We start from the raw sequence: 13450 nt of genomic DNA on the forward strand, positions 1-13450 counted from the left end.
CCCGGACCCGGCCCCCCGGGCCCGGCCCGGTCCGCGCCGCGGGCCCGGGCCCCGGGGCCCGGCCGGCCGGGGGCGGGGCGTTCCCGCGCGCGGCGGGGCGCCCGCCCCCGCCCGGCGGGAGCGGGCGCCCGGCCCGGTGGGGCGCCCGGTGGCAGACCCCGGGAGCGGCGCCTGGGCCCTGTCGGGCCCGCCTCAGTACAGGACGTGCGGGTAGTAGACCCGGGCGTCGACGTTGCCGTTGCCCTGCAGGGCTCCGATGTTGCCGCCGTTGCCGGTCACGGCCAGCCCGTTGTTCTGGTTGGCGGCGCCCGAACCGGTCGCGGTCTGCTGGGTGTTGACCACGTTGCCGGTCACGTTGCCGATGATGTTGCCGGAGCCGGTGTTGTTCACGACGCTGCTGTTGGAGTGGTCGACGGCGCCGGCGCCGTTGTCGGCGTGGGCGGCGGTGGCGCCGATGCCCACGAGGAGGAACGCGCCGAGGGCGGTGACGGCGGCGGCTGCGCGAATACGGGACACGCTGGTCTCCCTGAGCTGGGGTGCGAAATGTGGCGCGATCCGGAGTGGCCGCTCCGTGGCGCCGTTGCCTGACGTCGCACGTTCAGCATTCACCAGCGGCGTGGACGAACTCCACCGTACGGGTGGCAATTCCCCCGATGGTGTCATGGCGTTGTCGTATCCGGGTTCCGCCGGACGGCCCGACGGGCGCCGTCCGGCCGGCCGAATCCGTTGTGGGAAGGGCCAGTTGAGGGCCAGGCCGGGATTCTTCGGCAACCCTCCGCTGTCAACCAAGAGTTGACCGGGTGCTCCCGAAGGTCCGGCGGGGCGGGACGGGGGCGGGGTGCCCCGCCCCGCCCGGTCGGGGAACCATTTCGGAGGCCGACGAGTCTTGGTGAATGCTTTACCTTTTCATTGCCAAGACTCGACCTCCCGGAGTGCCCGCACCGTGACCAGCCTCGCCCTCGGCCCGTCCTGGCTCGATCCGACCCACCTGATCTCGACCTTCGGCCTGCTCGGCATCCTGGCCATCGTCTTCGCCGAGTCCGGCCTGCTGATCGGCTTCTTCCTGCCCGGCGACTCGCTGCTCTTCACCACCGGCCTGCTGGTGGCCGGCGGCACGTACCTGCACCAGCCGCTCTGGCTGGTCTGCGCGCTGGTGGTGGCCGCCGCGGTGGCCGGGGACCAGGTCGGCTACCTGTTCGGCCGCAAGGTCGGGCCGGGGCTGTTCCGCCGCCCCGACTCCCGCCTGTTCAAGCAGGAGAACGTCGAGAAGGCCGCCGCCTTCTTCGACCGGCACGGGCCCAAGGCGATCGTGCTGGCCCGCTTCGTGCCGATCGTGCGCACCTTCACCCCGATCGTCGCCGGGGTGAGCAGGATGAACTACCGCACCTTCGTGGTCTTCAACGTCGTCGGCGGCGTCCTGTGGGGCGCCGGGGTCACCGTGCTCGGCTACTTCCTCGGCCGGATCCCGTTCGTCCGGGAGAACATCGAGGCCATCCTGGTCGGCATCGTGCTGGTCTCGGTGGTCCCGGTGGCCGTCGAACTGCTCCGGGCCCGCCGCTCCGGCGCGGCCGCCGCCAGCCGTCACCGCGCCGGGTAGGCGCCCGTGGGGACGGTCACGCTACGTCGCGTACATGTGCGTCCGGCTGTTCGATCAGGCAAGGTGTAACCCGAGATCGAACGGTGGCAGGCGGCCACCAGGGGTGGCGAGGAGCGGAAGTGCCGAAGCGGGGCCGACCGGGCGGCGGCAAGCGGGCGAGGGGGGGCCGGGCGGTCCGCCAGGCGCGGCGGACACCGCCGGTCCGGCCGGTGGACCCGGCCGAGGCACCGCCCACCGAGGGCCTGCTCGGCCACCCGGCCCCGCTCGTCGAGCCCGTCACCGTCGTCCCGCTCGTTCCGCCGATCCCGGAGACCAGGGGCCTGCTGAACCCGGAGCCGGAGCCGGAGCCGGAGCCGGAGTCCGAGGCCCAGCCCGCGTTCGAGCCCGATCCGGCCGTCGCGGCCGGGCCGCACCCCGGACTGGAGCCGTCGGGCGGGGCCGCCCGGCCGGCCCGGCGCCGCTCGGTCGCCGAGGACACCCTCACCCCCGAGGAGTGGCGGGCCGCCGGCTACACGCCGCCCACCGGCATCCCCGTCGCGGACCTCACCCCCGGCGCGCCCGGCGAGGCGCCCTGGCCGGACCGGATGCGCACCCTGCTGCGCACCCCGATGTCCGAGCGGCCCGCCTTCGAGCGGACCGCCCGCGAACTGCACCCCTCCGCGGCCGCGACCCGCAACGTCCCGCGCATCCTCGACCTGACGCTGCGCATCGGCGAGCTGCTGCTGGCCAGCGGGGAGGCCGCCGAGGACGTCGAGGCCGCGATGCTCGGCATCGCGCACGCCTACCGGCTGGACCACTGCGAGCCGCAGGTGACCTTCACCCTCATCGGCATCTCGCACCAGCCCTCGCTGGTCGAGCCGCCGATCACCGCCGACCGCGTGGTGCGCCGCCGCACCTCCGACTACACCCGGCTGAACGCGGTCTACGAGCTGGTCGCGGACATCACCGCCGAGAAGGTCACGGTCAACGACGCCTACCGCCGGCTCGCCGCGATCCGCCGCAACCGCCACCCCTACCCGGCCTGGTTCCTCGCGCTGACCACCGGTCTGCTGGCCGGCGCGGCCACCTTCCTGGTCGGCGGGCGGGCCGACGACAAGGCCTGGCTGGTCTTCGCCAGCGCCTTCGTCGCGGCCGTCCTGGGCGACCGGCTGGCCTCCATGCTGGCCCGGCGCCGGCTGCCGGAGTTCTACCAGTTCGTGGCGGCCGCGATGCCGGCCGCGGCCTCCGGGATCATCCTGTCCTTCAACGACTGGGGGCTGCGCGGTTCGGTGGTGATCACCGGCGGCCTGTTCGCGCTGCTGCCCGGGCGGGCCCTGGTCGCCGCCGTCCAGGACGGTCTGACCGGCTTCTACATCACCGCCGCGGCACGCCTGCTGGAGGTGATCTACCTGGTCGCGGGCATCGTGATCGGGGTGATGCTGATCCTCTACCTGGGCGTCGGCTTCGAGGCGAAGCTGCGGCCGGACGAGAGCCTGGTGGGCGTCAGCTACCCGCCGGTCCAGATGATCGCGGCGCTGGTGCTCACCCTGGCCTTCGCCACCCTGCTGCAGACCGACCGGCGCTCGCTCGCCCTGGTCACGCTGAACAGCGGCATCGGCTGGGCCAGCTACGGCGTCCTGGCCTACAACGCGGGCCTGTCCCCGATCGCGGCCACCGGGGTGGCGGCGGGCCTGGTCGGCCTCTTCGGGCAGCTGATGGCGCGCTACCGCAACGGCTCGGCGCTGCCGTACGTGACCGCCGCGATCGGCCCGCTGATGCCCGGGTCGGCGCTCTACCTCGGGATGCTCTCCTTCGCGCAGGGCCACTCCAGCGCCGGCCTGGTGTCGGTCTCCCGGGCGGCGGCGATCGCGATGGCGCTGGCGATCGGCGTGAACCTCGGGGGCGAGATCGCCCGACTCTTCATGAAACTCCCGGTCGGCGGCGAGCGCCCGTCGCTGTACCCGATGGGCCCGCGCCGGGCGGCCAAGCGCACCCGCGGGTTCTGACCGGGCGTTGGACCGGTGTTGGCCTCCGGGCCACGTCACGGCCGACCGGACGCAGGACCAGGAACGAAGGTAAGAAGCATGACCACACTGCTGGACGGCTACCGCGAGCACATCCTCGCCGCGCACAAGCAACCGCTGCTCCTGCTGCTGGTCGGCTTCATCACCTCCTTCGTCTTCATCCGCTTCAGCGTCCGGATGATCCGCGCCCAGGTCCGCTGGTGGCCGGGCAACGTCACCCCCGGCGGCCTGCACATCCACCACATGGTGTTCGGCCTGGGCTTCCTGCTGGCCGGGGGCATCGGGGTGTTCGCCACCTACGGCGGGCACCCGTGGATCGACTGGTTCGGGCTGGTCTTCGGCATCGGCTGCGGCCTGGTGCTGGACGAGTTCGCCCTGATCCTGCACCTGGACGACGTCTACTGGAGCGAGCAGGGCCGCAAGTCGGTGGACGCGGTGATCTTCGGGATCCTGTTCACCGCCCTGCTGCTGGTCGGGTACGTGCCGCTCGGCGTGGTGCCCGGCGAGGAGACCAGGTGGGGCCTGATCACCGTGATCTCGGTGAACGCGCTGGCCTCGGTGATCACCCTGATCAAGGGCAAGATGTGGACCGGCCTGCTGGGCATCATGGTCCCCGGCCTCTCCTGGATCGGGGCGATCCGGCTGGCCCGGCCCAGCAGCCCGTGGGCCCGCTGGCGGTACGCCACGCGCCCCCGCCGGCGGGCGCGTGCGCTCCGGCGCGAGCGCCTGCTGCACCGGCGCGCCGACCGGGCCCGCACCTGGCTCTTCGACCTGATCGCGGGTGCTCCGGACAAGGTGCCGGCGAACCACCCCGCCGCGCACCGGGTGGCCGAGCGGATGGCCGCCCGGGCCACCGCCCACCTCGACGCGCACGCCGCCCGGGCGCTGGCCCGGCGCCAGGCCCGGCTGGCCGACCGCCGCTCGGCGGCCGCCGCCGGCTCCCCGCTCGGCCCGGGGGAGGGCGCGGCCTTCGGGCCGGTCGGCCTCCCGGGCCCGTCCCGCGGCGCCCAGCAGCGCCGCCGGGCGGTCCGGGCGGGCCGCAACCGGACGTACGCGGTCCGGCCGACCGGGCTGGAGCGGCGCTCCTCGCGGCACCCCCACCTGCGGACCCACACCCCCCGGATCCACCGGTAGGCCGCCTCCCCCGGGGCGGGGCCGAAGCCGACTCCTGGTCGGATCATCCGATGGTCACCCGACCGGCGGACGGTGTTCGGGGTGGGAAAGGCGCCGGAGTTGAGAACATGATCGGCAAGTGACCGTTCTGTCACGTGATGGGATGATTCGCCGGAGCTCCTCGGACCGGCCGCCCGGCCGCCCGGCCGCCCAGGCCTTCGGACCGGGAGTCCCGAGGCCTCCGGGGCCCCGGGGGCCGCCCGGCCGTCATCCCCTCCGGACCCGTGAGAAGGGATGTCTCGTGGCACGCAGGCTCCTGCCGACCCTCCTGTTGTCCCTCACCGCCCTGCTCGGGCTGCTCCCCGCCGCCCAGGCCGCGCCGGCCGACCCCGCGCCGGCCGCCGGCCCGGGAGCCCCCGCCGGCCCCGCGACCGGCGACGACCGGTACCCGACCCCCGAGGAGATCGGCCGGTCCCGCGCCGAGGCCGACCGCACGGCGGCCACCGTCACGGCCGTCGAGGCCGGACTCACCGCCGCCCGGGACGAACTCGACCGGGCCGCGCACAGCGCCGAACGGGCCGTCGAGGCCTACAACGGCGCCCAGCTCGCCCTCACCCGGGCCCGCGCCGAGGAGACCGCCGCGGCCGGCCGCGCCACCGCCGCCGAGGCCCGGCGCACCGAGGCCGCCGAGGACGCCGCCCGGCTCGCCGCCGAGACCTACCGGCAGGGCGCGGGCGCCGAACTCTCCGCCCTCAACGCGCTGCTCGGCGCCCGCGGCCCGCGCGAGGCCGGCGACCGCGCCACCGCGGTCGGCGTCGCCAGCGACCGCACCCGGCAGATCCTGGACGCCGCCACCTCCACCGCCGCCGCGGCCGCCCGGGCCTCCGCCGCCGCCCGCACCGCCACCGGGGCCGCCGAGAAGGCCGCCGCCGAGGTCGGCGCCGCCAGGAGCAGGGCGGAGGCCGGGCTCGCCGCCCAGCAGAGCACCGTCGCCGCCACCGCGCGTCGCCGCGAGCAGCTGCTCACCGAACTGGCCGCCGCCCGGCACACCACCGTCGAGCTCGAACGCCGGCGCCGCGAGGCGGTGGAGGCGATCGCCGCCCGCGAGGCCGAGGCCGCCGCCCGCGCCGCCGCCGAGAAGGCCGCCGCCGACCGGGCCGCCGCCGAAGCCGCGGCCGCGGACGCCGTGGGGGCCGTGGGGGCCGTGGGGGCCGCACCGCCCGCGGACCGCCCGTGGTCCGCCGAGGGCGCCGCCGCCGCCGTCGCCTTCGCCCGTTCCAAGATCGGCCTGCCCTACGTCTGGGGCGGCGAGGGCCCGGACGGCTACGACTGCTCGGGGCTGACCATGACCGCCTGGCGCGAGGGCGGCCGGTCGCTCAACCACTTCGCCGCCGACCAGTACGCCCAGAGCACCCCGATCGGCTACCGCCAGCTGCGCCCCGGGGACCTGGTCTTCTGGAGCGACACCGGCCGGGCCGCCGACATCCACCACGTCGGCCTCTACATCGGCGACGACCAGATGATCGAGGCCCCCCGGGTCGGCATGCCGGTCAAACAGGCCAGCCTCTGGATCATGGGCACCCCGGACTTCTACGCCCGCCCGTAGCGCCCGGAGGGGTCCCGGGGCCCCTCGCGCTCGGGACGGGCCGGCGTCGTCGGGGGTCGGGGCTACCGTGGGTGGTCCGACGACCGGGAGGAGACGCCGTGCTGCTGCGGGATGTCCGGGAGGGGGACGTCGAGGCGTACGTCCGGATGCGCTGCGACCCGGTAATGATGGCCCGGCTTCCGGCTGCTCGGCGAGCGGGAGGTCGACTTCGCGGGCCGCGTGCTGCGCTGCCACGACTGGGTGGTGACGCCCGGCGAGCACCGCCGGTCGGGCACGGAATAATTCGGATGCCGCCGGACGAGCGCCGCCGTACGGTGGCCCGATGGGCAACAGAACCGATGACGGTGCCGTGGACGTCGTGGACGGCCTCCGGATCCGCGCGATCGCCGAGGACGAGGTCGCCGCGTGGGACCGCGCGCTCGCGACGGGCTTCCTGCGCTCGCACGTGGGCAGCGCGGCGGACTTCCGTCGTCGGCAGTGGGAGCCGGGCCGGATGCTCGGCGGCTTCGACGGCGAGCGCTGCATCGCCACCTTCCGCAGCTTCGACGTCGAGCTGACCGTCCCGGGCGGGGCCGCCGTCCGGGCCGACGCGATCACCGCGGTGACGGTGAGCGCCACCCACCGCCGCCGGGGCCTGCTCGGCGCCATGATGCGCCGGGACTTGGCGGCCGCCGCCGACCGCGGCTCGGCGGTCGCCATCCTGATCGCCGCCGAGTACAACATCTACGGCCGCTACGGCTTCGGCCCGGCCACCCGCGGCCACGGCTGGAACGTGGACCTGCGGCGCACCCGCGGGCTGCGCGAGGGCCTGCCGACCGTCCCCGGCGGCCGGATCGACTTCGTGACCATGGCCGAGCTGCGCGAGGTCGGCGCCGACCTGCACGAGCGCTGGCGCCGCACCCAGCCGGGCGCGATCGCCCGCGACGGGCTGTGGTGGAAGCGCTCCACCGGCGAGCTCCAGGTGCCGGGCTTCGAGTTCAAGGAGCCGTTCGCGGCCGTGCACCGGGACGCCGACGGCGCGGTCACCGGCCTGGTGGTCTACCGGGTCGACGACAAGTGGGACGGCAGCTACCCCGACTGCACGCTCACCGTGGTCGACTTCCTCGCCCTCGACCGGGCGACCGCCGCTGGCCTCTGGCGCTTCGTCCTGTCCGTCGACTGGGTGCGCAAGGTGGTGGTGGAGAACGTCGGCCCGGACGACCCGCTGCCGCTGCTCCTCCAGGACCCGCGCGCCGCCACCCCCCACGTGGACAACGCGGACTTCACCTGGCTGCGGGTGCTGGACGTCGAGGCGGCGTTCGCCGCCCGGACGTACGGCGCCCCGGGCCGGGTGGTGCTGGCGGTCGAGGACCGGCTCGGCTACGCCGCCGGCCACTGGGCGGTCGAGGTGGCCGCGGACGGCACCGGCCGCTGCGTCCGGACCACCGACGACGCCGACCTCGCCCTCGACGCCTCCGTCCTGGGCTCGCTCCACCTGGGCGGCGAGACGGCGCCCCGGCTGGCCGCCGCCGGCCTGCTCACCGAACTGCGCCCGGGCGCGGCCGCCGCCGCCGACCTCCTGCTGCGCACCCCCCTGCAGCCCTGGAACCCGGACGGCTTCTGACCGCCCGCCGGACCCTCCCCGCCGCCGGGCGCGGCTACTTGACGGCGGTCTTGCCGATGGTGGGGAGGATGAAGTCCTGGATGAGGCCCTTGGCGTCGCGGACGATCGGCCGGAAGACCCGGTAGCGGGAGAGGTTGATCACCCGGGCCGCCATGGGGGTGGAGCGGCGGACGAACTCCCTGGTCCGCTCGGTGTCCTCGGTCCTGTCGAAGACCCAGTAGAGGACGACGACCATGAGGTGCAGCCAAAGCACGTCGGGCAGCAGGTCGACCAGTTCGGCGTCCAGCTTCGGTGCCAGTTCGGAGCCCTGCAGCACGTCGCGGAAGAGCTCGACCGCCGTCGCCCGCGCCGGATGGGACTCGTTGGAGAACGGGCTGAGCGAGCTGTTCGGATCGGCGGCCGTGCGGAAGAACTGGGCGGAGAACTCGTGGTACGGGGCGGCGGTGTCGAGCCAGGAGTCCAGGGCGATCTGCAGCCGCTCGGCGAAGTCCCGGGTGTGGGCCATCCGGCGCCTGGCGTCCGCCGCGTGGTCGTGGGTCATCCGGTCGTAGAACCCCTGGATCAGGAATTCCTTCGCGGAGAAGTAGTAGTAGGCGTTGCCGACCGAGACGCCCGCCTCGGTCGCGATGGCGCGCATGGTGGTCTTCTCGTAGCCGCGTTCCTGGAACAGGCGCATGGCCGTCTCCAGGATCAGCGCCCGGGTCTGCTCGCTCTTGTCGGTCTTCGGTTGCGCCCGCCCGCCGGGCAGGGGCCCGCTGTCCGCGCCGGGTGCGGCCTCGGCCTCGGCCGTGCCGCTCGTGCCGTCCGTTCGGTTCGTCGCTGCCAGGTCGTCCACGGGCACGAGCCTAACCGGAGACGAGGCTCCAGCCGGTGTCGGTGGGTGCGGTACCGGACGTCCCCTCCGCGTCCGGTACCGCACCTGCCGCCCCCATCCTTTCGAACGCGTTCAAAAGCATGGCAGAACTGTAGAGGGTCGGCTTGAACATGTTCAACTCTGTCGGTGTGGGAGGCTCGTCACATGATCAGCCACGGGGAGACCACCATCCGCAGCGGCGGACCGCGGGACGCCGCCGCCGTCGCCGACCTGCACGCCGGCAGCTGGCGCACCGCCTACGAGGGGATCGTCCCCGCGGAGGCGCTCGGCGACGGACTGCCCGCCCAGCGGCGCGAGCTGTGGGAGCTGCGGCTGGGCGCCGACTACGGCGAGCCCTCCGCCGAGCCCGAGCTGCTGATCGCCGAACGGGGCGGGCGGACGGTCGGGTTCGTCTACCTCGTCCCGCAGCCGGACGGCCGGGTGCTGGTCGACAACCTGCACGTCCGCCCCGGGCTGACCGGCGGCGGGATCGGTCGCGCCCTGCTCGCCGCCGGCCGCGCGCACGTCGCCGAGCGGCACCCCGGCGCCGAGCTGTACCTGGAGGTGCTGCGCGACAACACCCGGGCGATCGCCTTCTACGAGCGCGAGGGCGCCGTGCGGACGCGGGCCCAGGAGGGCGTGTTCCCGGGCGGGTACGTGCTGCCCGAGTACGTGTACAGCTGGCCGGCCGAGGCCCTGGCCGCCGACCCGGCTGCCGCTCAGTCCACGTCGTAGACCGTCACCGGTACGCCCCGGGCCACCAGCCGGGCCGCCACCAGCGGTTCGACCCGCTCCCAGCGCCCGCCCGCCAGGCCGCAGCCGATCCGCGGCATGTGGACGGACGCGCCGAGCTCCAGGGCCCGGTCGCCCAGGGCGGCCAGCGCGGTGTCGATCGCCTCGTACCGGACCGGCACCCCCGTGGAGCGCCCCGTCCGGATGCCGCGCTGGCCGACCATGTTGGCCACCCAGACGTACGGCCCGACCCGCACCAGCTGGAGGGCGCCGAGCCCGAAGTCGTTCCCGGCCCGTTCCCGGTGCCAGCGCCGGAACGCGGCCTCGGGCTCGGGCCAGCGTCCGGACAGCGCGAGCACGAAGCCCTTGCCCCAGCCGCCGAGGTCGTTGCAGACGTGCGCGATCACCTTCACGCCCTTGCCGAGGGGCGCGGTGGCATCGCCGCGGACGTAGGTGATCTCCGTCATGCCCGAACGCTAGACCGGGGCACTGACAGCCCGCTCGGCATTTTCCGCCGGGCCGCCCGGGCCGCCCGGGCCGTCCAAGCAGTCCGAGCCGCCTGGGCCGTCAGGGCGGGTCGGAGCCCCGGGAGCACCGGAGCCCTCGGCGCCGTCCAGCGCCCGTGAGCCGCCCGCGGCCCGCGAGCCGCCGGGGACGCGCAGGTGCCGCTGCCCGGCCAGCGCGATGATCAGCGCCAGCGAGGCCGCGGCGGCCGGTAGCAGGTAGCCGGTGCCGGGCGCGGCGTGCTCGGCGACCGCCCCGGCGAGCGCCGCGCCGCCCGAGATGCCCACCACGATGCCGGACACCGCCACCGCCATCCCCTCGTTGAACTGCCGCCCCGGCAGCAGCTCCTGGACGAGGGTCATGCCGGTCACCATGGTCGGCGCGGTGGCCGTGCCGCCCGCGAACAGCACCACCCCGAGCAGGCCGAGCCCGGCCCCGCCCAGCCCGGCGGCGAGCGGCAGCAGCAGCACCGCGGCCATCGCCGCGGCCCCGGCGAGGAAGCGCACGCCGGGTGCCCGGCGCGGCGTCAGCAGCCCGAACAGCAGCCCCGCCACGCAGGATCCGCCCGCGACCAGGCCCAGCAGCGGGCCCGCGGCCGCCCGGTGCCCGAGCGCGTCGGCGTACGCCACGGTGGTGATCTCGGTCGCGCCGAAGACCACGCCGGTGGCGAGGAAGGTGAGCACCAGCACGCGCAGCCCGGGCACCCGCAGCGGGGAGCCGGGGGCGTCCTGCGCGGTGCGGGCGGCCGTCGGCGGTTCGGTGCGCCGCTGGGCCGCGAACAGCAGGGCGCCGGCCGCGCCGAACGTCGCGCCGGTGAGCAGTCCGGCCTCCGGGGCGACCGTCGTGCAGAGCGCCGTCGCCAGGACCGGCCCGGTCATGAAGCAGAGCTCGTCCAGCGCCTGTTCGAGCGAGTTGGCCCGGTGCCGGGCGGCCGGGTCCGCCCGGTACAGGTGCGCCCAGCGGGCCCGGGCCATGCCGCCGAGGTTGGGCGTGGCCGCGCAGGCCGCCCAGCAGGCGTAGAGGGTCCAGTCGGGGGCGCCGGACCGGACGCAGAGCAGCAGGGCGACCGGCGGCAGGACGTTGTAGAGCGCGGCCGGGACGGTCACCCGGGCCTGGCCGTAGCGGTCCACCAGCCGCCCGAGCAGCGGCATCCCGATCGCGCCGGTGACCAGTCCGGCCGCCGCGACGCTGCCGGCCAGGGCGTACGAGCCGCGCCGCTCGGCGAGCAGGACGACCAGCGAGACGCCGTTCATCGACAGCGCGAGGCGGGCGAGCAGTCCGGTGAGGGTGAAGGCGGCGGCGCCGGGGGCCGCGAACAGCCGCCGGTAGGAGGGGAGGAGGGCGCGCGGGGGCATCGGGCTCCAGGGGAGGCGGAGGGGGATGCCTCCAGCCTGGCGGCGGCGCCCGGCGGCCGTCCAACACCTGTTCCGCCGCATTCACAACACGCTGTTGTCAATGGCCGTGCGGTTGTTACCCTGCCGCCCATGCCCCGTGACCTGCACCCCCGTCTGCTCCGCGGCTTCGTCGCGACCGCCGAGACCCTGCACTTCGGCCGGGCCGCCGGGCGGCTGCACGTCGCCCAGCAGGCGCTCAGCCGGGACATCAGGGCCCTGGAGGGGCTGCTCGGCGACGCGCTGTTCACCCGTACCACCCGCAGTGTCGAACTCACCCCGGCCGGGCTGCGGTTGCTGCCCCGGGCCCGCCGGCTGCTCGCCCTGCACGACGAGATCCTGGGCGACGCCGTCCGGCCGCTGCTGCTCGACCTCAACAGCGACGTCACCGGCCCGGACCTCACCGCCGACCGGGTGCTCGAACGGGCCCGCGCGGCCTGGCCGGAGGGCGAACTGCTGGCCCGCTTCCACGGCGGCCTCGCCGCGGCCGCCGCCGAACTGCTGGCCCACCGGCTGGACGTGTCGTTCGGCCGCTTCGCCGGCCTGCCCGCCCAGCTGCGCAGCCAACTCGCCCAGGTCCCGGTGCGGTTGGAGCGGGTCTCGGTGATGATGGCGGACACCCATCCGCTGGCGGGCCGCCGGGCGCTGCGCCTCGCGGACCTCGCCGGGCACCCCGTCGACGTCTGCGCGGGGAACCCGGCCACCACCGAGTGGGCCGACCTCGGCGTGCGCCTGCTGCGCGAGCACGGCCTGGCGCCGGCCGCGCCGCACGTCCCGCCGGTGGGCGTGGACGAGACCGCCCGCTACCTCGCCCGGCACGGCGACCCGATGCTGACCACGGTCGGCGGACCGAGCCTCCCGGGGGCGGTGAACGTGCCGCTGGTGGAGCCGGTGCCGTTGAGCCTGGTCAGCCTGGTGCACCGGCCCGGCGAGCGGCATCCGGGGCTGGCGGCGCTGGTCGCCGCGGCTGCCGGGTTCGGCGCGGCCGAGGGCTGGCTGCTCCGGCCGGAGGGCAGCTGGCTGCCGGCGCCGGACGCGGCGCTGCTGGCCGGGTGACCGCGGGGCCGCGCCGGCCACGGGGCCCGGGTGGCCGCGGACCGGCCGACCGCGGCGCGACGGCCGGGGGATGCCGCCGCCCCTGCCGTCGGGGGGTCGGCAGGGGCGGCGGGTGGGCGGTGCACCGGCGGCGTCGGCGGCGGCGCGCCCCGCCCGGGCAGTGGCCGTGGACGGCCGGGTCAGGCCGCCTTGACGGCGGAGATGTCGAAGCCGAGCTTGACCTTCTCGCCGATCAGCACGCCGCCGGTCTCCAGGGCCGCGTTGTAGGTCAGGCCGAACTCGGTGCGGTCGACCACGGTCGAGCCCTCGAAGCCGACCCGCTCGGCACCGTAGGCGTCGGTGGCGCTGCCGGTGTACTCCAGGTCCAGGACGACCGGGCGGGTGGTGTCCTTGATGGTCAGGTCGCCGGCCATCCGGTAGGTGTCGCCGCGCAGCCACTCGGTCGAGGTGCTGCGGAAGCGGATCTCCGGGTAGGTGTCGGCCGCGAAGAAGTCGCCGGTGCGCAGGTGCTCGTCGCGCTGGGCCTGGTTGGTGTCGATGCTGGCGACCTTGATCACCAGGTCGGCGGAGGAGTTGCCCGGGGTGGTGCCGTCCAGGTGCAGCTTGCCGTCGTACTCGGTGAAGCGGCCCTTCACGTTGGTGATCATGGCGTGCCGGACCGAGAAGGAAACCTCGCTGTGCGTGGTGTCGACGGCCCAGTCGCCGGTCAGGTGGGCGAGGTCCGGGCCGGCCGGGGCCGTGGTGACGGCGGTCGCGGCGGCGGGGGTGGCGGTCTTGGTGCGGTTGAACAGGCCCATGGCTCCTCCTCGGGTTCGAAGCCAGTTGTTTAGGCTTCAACTTGTTGGCTCCAGCGTAGGGCGCTTTCGTTCAAATTTCAACCATGGCGCGCCACGGCCTTCGGGAGGTGCCCCGGCCGCTCCGGCGGACCGGCCCTGTCGGACCTCCCGGCTACCCTGCGAAGGACGGATCCACCCACCCGGAGAGGCCCACCC

General features: G+C 75.3%; 12 protein-coding genes. 7 read left to right on the forward strand and 5 right to left on the reverse strand.

The window, feature by feature from the left end; all coding sequences use genetic code 11:
• Positions 1-192: 192 nt before the first annotated feature.
• Entirely contained in the window at positions 193-516 is a 324-nt protein-coding gene (locus ACIA8Q_RS22835) for a hypothetical protein (RefSeq protein WP_360211215.1), read from the reverse strand.
• 427 nt (positions 517-943) lie between these two features.
• On the opposite strand from ACIA8Q_RS22835, the gene ACIA8Q_RS22840 reads away from it, so the two are divergent.
• From ACIA8Q_RS22840 to ACIA8Q_RS22860, 5 genes are all read left to right on the forward strand, one after another.
• Positions 944-1597 (forward strand): VTT domain-containing protein, encoded by a 654-nt coding sequence (locus ACIA8Q_RS22840; RefSeq protein WP_360211217.1) that lies wholly within the window; start codon positions 944-946, stop codon positions 1595-1597.
• A 320-nt stretch (positions 1598-1917) separates the two neighbouring features.
• On the forward strand, positions 1918-3582 hold the full coding sequence (locus ACIA8Q_RS22845) for a threonine/serine exporter family protein (RefSeq protein WP_396317623.1): 1665 nt from the start codon (positions 1918-1920) through the stop codon (positions 3580-3582).
• A 78-nt stretch (positions 3583-3660) separates the two neighbouring features.
• Positions 3661-4734, forward strand: a complete 1074-nt coding sequence (locus ACIA8Q_RS22850) for a hypothetical protein (protein WP_360211221.1) — start codon at positions 3661-3663, stop codon at positions 4732-4734.
• Positions 4735-5014: 280 nt separating this feature from the next.
• Positions 5015-6319, forward strand: a complete 1305-nt coding sequence (locus tag ACIA8Q_RS22855) for a C40 family peptidase (protein ID WP_396317606.1) — start codon at positions 5015-5017, stop codon at positions 6317-6319.
• 322 nt (positions 6320-6641) lie between these two features.
• On the forward strand, positions 6642-7922 hold the full coding sequence (locus tag ACIA8Q_RS22860; protein WP_360211225.1) for a GNAT family N-acetyltransferase: 1281 nt from the start codon (positions 6642-6644) through the stop codon (positions 7920-7922).
• A gap of 34 nt (positions 7923-7956) precedes the next feature.
• Here the strand turns inward: ACIA8Q_RS22860 and ACIA8Q_RS22865 are convergent, their stop codons facing one another.
• Complete coding sequence (locus ACIA8Q_RS22865) at positions 7957-8748, reverse strand: TetR family transcriptional regulator (protein WP_387902139.1); 792 nt, start codon at positions 8746-8748, stop codon at positions 7957-7959.
• Between the two features lie 192 nt (positions 8749-8940).
• On the opposite strand from ACIA8Q_RS22865, the gene ACIA8Q_RS22870 reads away from it, so the two are divergent.
• Positions 8941-9510 (forward strand): GNAT family N-acetyltransferase, encoded by a 570-nt coding sequence (locus ACIA8Q_RS22870; RefSeq protein WP_360211229.1) that lies wholly within the window; start codon positions 8941-8943, stop codon positions 9508-9510.
• Here ACIA8Q_RS22870 and ACIA8Q_RS22875 read toward each other — a convergent pair.
• Both ACIA8Q_RS22875 and ACIA8Q_RS22880 read right to left on the reverse strand, forming a co-directional pair.
• A complete protein-coding gene (locus tag ACIA8Q_RS22875; RefSeq protein ID WP_360211231.1) occupies positions 9495-9974 on the reverse strand; it encodes a macro domain-containing protein in 480 nt (159 codons plus the stop codon). The two genes, ACIA8Q_RS22870 and ACIA8Q_RS22875, sit on opposite strands and share 16 nt — an antisense overlap.
• Positions 9975-9983: 9 nt before the next feature.
• Complete coding sequence (locus ACIA8Q_RS22880; protein ID WP_396317607.1) at positions 9984-11366, reverse strand: MFS transporter; 1383 nt, start codon at positions 11364-11366, stop codon at positions 9984-9986.
• 129 nt (positions 11367-11495) lie between these two features.
• Between ACIA8Q_RS22880 and ACIA8Q_RS22885 the strand changes: the two genes are divergently transcribed.
• Positions 11496-12458, forward strand: coding sequence for a LysR family transcriptional regulator (locus tag ACIA8Q_RS22885; protein WP_396317608.1), 963 nt, complete (start codon positions 11496-11498; stop codon positions 12456-12458).
• Between the two features lie 179 nt (positions 12459-12637).
• Here the strand turns inward: ACIA8Q_RS22885 and ACIA8Q_RS22890 are convergent, their stop codons facing one another.
• A complete protein-coding gene (locus ACIA8Q_RS22890; RefSeq protein ID WP_360211237.1) occupies positions 12638-13255 on the reverse strand; it encodes a YceI family protein in 618 nt (205 codons plus the stop codon).
• Between the last annotated feature and the right edge of the window lie 195 nt (positions 13256-13450).

The sequence above is a fragment of the Kitasatospora sp. NPDC051705 genome, from assembly GCF_044453265.1.
Classification (GTDB): Bacteria; Actinomycetota; Actinomycetes; order Streptomycetales; family Streptomycetaceae; genus Kitasatospora.

What these genes read in the sequence shown, in the direction of transcription:
- ACIA8Q_RS22860 (WP_360211225.1), top strand. Translation starts at nt 6,642, where the DNA reads ATGGGCAACAGAACCGATGACGGTGCCGTGGACGTCGTGGACGGCCTC.
- ACIA8Q_RS22870 (WP_360211229.1), top strand. Translation starts at nt 8,941, where the DNA reads ATGATCAGCCACGGGGAGACCACCATCCGCAGCGGCGGACCGCGGGAC.
- ACIA8Q_RS22885 (WP_396317608.1), top strand. Translation starts at nt 11,496, where the DNA reads ATGCCCCGTGACCTGCACCCCCGTCTGCTCCGCGGCTTCGTCGCGACC.
- ACIA8Q_RS22890 (WP_360211237.1), bottom strand. Translation starts at nt 13,255, where the DNA reads ATGGGCCTGTTCAACCGCACCAAGACCGCCACCCCCGCCGCCGCGACC.
- ACIA8Q_RS22880 (WP_396317607.1), bottom strand. Translation starts at nt 11,366, where the DNA reads ATGCCCCCGCGCGCCCTCCTCCCCTCCTACCGGCGGCTGTTCGCGGCC.
- ACIA8Q_RS22875 (WP_360211231.1), bottom strand. Translation starts at nt 9,974, where the DNA reads ATGACGGAGATCACCTACGTCCGCGGCGATGCCACCGCGCCCCTCGGC.
- ACIA8Q_RS22850 (WP_360211221.1), top strand. Translation starts at nt 3,661, where the DNA reads ATGACCACACTGCTGGACGGCTACCGCGAGCACATCCTCGCCGCGCAC.